The organism is Photobacterium lucens, from assembly GCF_009873615.1.
Classification (GTDB): domain Bacteria; phylum Pseudomonadota; class Gammaproteobacteria; order Enterobacterales; family Vibrionaceae; genus Photobacterium; species Photobacterium lucens.
This window is the reverse complement of sequence record NZ_SSMG01000423.1, coordinates 1-2,800: the sequence shown is the minus strand read 5'-3', so window position 1 is coordinate 2,800 and position 2,800 is coordinate 1. Positions and strand designations below refer to the sequence as shown.

The window sequence follows — 2,800 nt, the reverse complement described above, 5'->3', positions numbered from 1 at the left end:
ATTATATGTTTACCTGTATTTATACAGTGTTTTTATACTTGAGTTTCTGAATTTCAGAACCAATTATAAGCCTGGCTTATTTATCTCTTGTTTATATTCATGTGATGACTTTTACCTCTTCAATTCTTCGCATTATCATGCTGCCAACATTAAGTACCTGGATTCGAGTCAGGTATTTAAACTTAATCATTAAGATAAAGGTACTTAATGCTCTACACGTCAAATTTAGCTTAACGTCATGCTTAGAATTTAAGTTAGCTAGTAACAATGTAATGTTGTTTTTCGCTTCAATATTAGTTAGTTAAGACCCAAAGGGGGCTGTTGGCCAGCAAGGTTAATAGTTGTGGTCTCTACATTGTGAGTGATGTTTGGTGTTCAAACTCACGATGTGGTTAAACTAATATTGAAGCTATTTTTTTATCTGTCATTTAGCTTCTTTCACTATCATTTCTGTTATTGACATTACAAAGCGTCTATCCACAATGTAAACAGTTATTTATTGTTGGATATGAACTATGAGCGATCTTTTTTCTCTCGCTTCTGAATATTCTCCCTCCGGTGATCAACCGACAGCGATTGAACAGCTGGTAGATGGACTTGATTCAGGGCTTGCACATCAAACATTACTTGGGGTTACTGGCTCGGGGAAAACATTTACCGTGGCTAATGTTATCGCTCAAGCTAACCGACCAACATTAATCCTAGCACCCAATAAAACCTTGGCTGCGCAATTATATGGTGAGATGAAAGAGTTCTTTCCTAATAATGCGGTTGAGTATTTTGTTTCTTATTATGATTATTACCAACCTGAAGCGTATGTACCGACCACCGATACCTTTATTGAAAAAGATGCTTCGGTGAATGCGCATATTGAGCAGATGCGACTTTCTGCGACCAAAGCCTTAATGGAGCGTCGTGACGTCATTATTATTGCATCGGTATCCGCGATTTATGGTTTAGGTGATCCTGATTCTTACCTAAAAATGATGCTGCATGTTCGTCGTGGTGATTTCTTAGATCAGCGAGACATTCTGCGTCGCTTGGCTGAATTGCAATACACACGTAATGATGTGGCATTTGAGCGTGGTACATTTCGTGTTCGCGGTGAAGTGATTGATATCTTCCCCGCAGAATCAGAAAAAGAAGCGATTCGTTTAGAGCTTTTTGATGATGAAGTGGAATGTATTTCTTCTTTTGATCCGTTAACGGGAGCCGTGATCCAACGTGATCTCCCTAGAACGACCATTTATCCTAAAACCCACTACGTGACACCTCGTGAGAAAATTCTAGAGGCAATAGAAGGGATCAAAAAAGAGCTTGATGTGCGTAAAGAGCAGTTCATTGCCAATAACAAGTTGGTTGAAGAGCAGCGTATTAGCCAACGAACTCAATTTGATATCGAGATGATGAACGAGCTGGGCTTTTGCTCTGGTATCGAGAACTATTCACGTTACCTCAGTGGTCGAGCTGAGGGTGAGCCGCCACCAACTTTATTTGACTACTTGCCTGCTGATGGCCTGCTGATCATCGATGAATCCCACGTTACAGTTTCGCAAATTGGAGCCATGTACCGTGGTGACCGCTCACGTAAAGAAAACTTAGTGGAATACGGTTTTCGTTTACCATCAGCACTTGATAACCGCCCTATGAAATTTGAAGAGTTTGAGTCTTTAGCCCCTCAAACGATTTATGTTTCTGCAACGCCCGGTAATTATGAGCTAGAGAAGTCTAGTAACGATATCGCTGAGCAGGTTGTACGTCCTACAGGGTTGCTTGATCCTGAAATTGAAGTGCGTCCTGTAGCAACACAGGTTGATGATTTGCTCTCGGAAATTCATATTCGAGAAGCGAAAAATGAACGTGTGTTAGTGACGACTTTAACCAAACGCATGGCAGAAGACTTAACGGAATATCTAACTGAGCATGGTGTTAAAGTACGTTATTTGCATTCTGATATTGATACGGTTGAACGGGTTGAGATCATTCGAGACTTACGTTTAGGTGAGTTTGATGTGTTAGTGGGCATTAACTTATTACGAGAAGGCTTAGATATGCCTGAAGTGTCGTTAGTGGCAATTTTAGATGCAGATAAAGAAGGCTTCTTACGTTCTGAGCGTTCTTTGATCCAGACTATTGGTCGTGCGGCTCGGAATATTGAAGGTAAAGCTATTCTGTATGGGGATCGTATTACAGGCTCAATGGAACGTGCAATTAATGAAACACAGCGTCGTCGTGAGAAACAAACAGAATACAACCTTAAACATGGCATTACTCCTCAGAAACTGAATAAGAAAATCGGTGATATTCTTGAGTTAGGTGGCACTAACCCACGTGCGAAATCACGCAATAGAGCCGCTGAACTTCATAAAGTCGCTGAAACGAAAGGCACTTATTCAACTCTGACTCCGCAACAATTAGAGTCACAAATTCAGGCTCTAGAAAAGCAAATGTATGATTTTGCACAGAACCTTGAATTTGAACAAGCCGCAGAAACCCGCGATAAGATCCAAAAGCTACGTGAGCAGTTTATTGCTAACAGTTAGTGCATTCCTTTGTTGTTTTCACTGTTTGTGTTGAGTGGAAATTAAGGCAAAAAAAAGCCAACCGAGAAAGGAGTTTCGGTTGGCGTCATTGTTTTAGTGAAAAAATCCACAAACAACGTCAGTTGGCTAGGTTGACTCTAAATTTTAGAGTCGATTTATATAAAGCAGATAGTGTGCCAACTTTTTTTATCTTCATTTTTTTTATAAATCCGCATTTTTACTGTCTTTGACTAGCACTTATTTGTTTGCGCTAATGC

The 2,800-nt window shown here is 40.1% G+C and carries 1 protein-coding gene; it reads left to right on the top strand.

Features of this window, described 5'->3' with window-relative positions:
• Positions 1 to 515: 515 nt before the first annotated feature.
• Entirely contained in the window at positions 516 to 2,543 is a 2,028-nt protein-coding gene (gene uvrB, locus E5A76_RS17220; protein WP_053986949.1) for an excinuclease ABC subunit UvrB, read from the top strand.
• Positions 2,544 to 2,800: the final 257 nt, after the last annotated feature.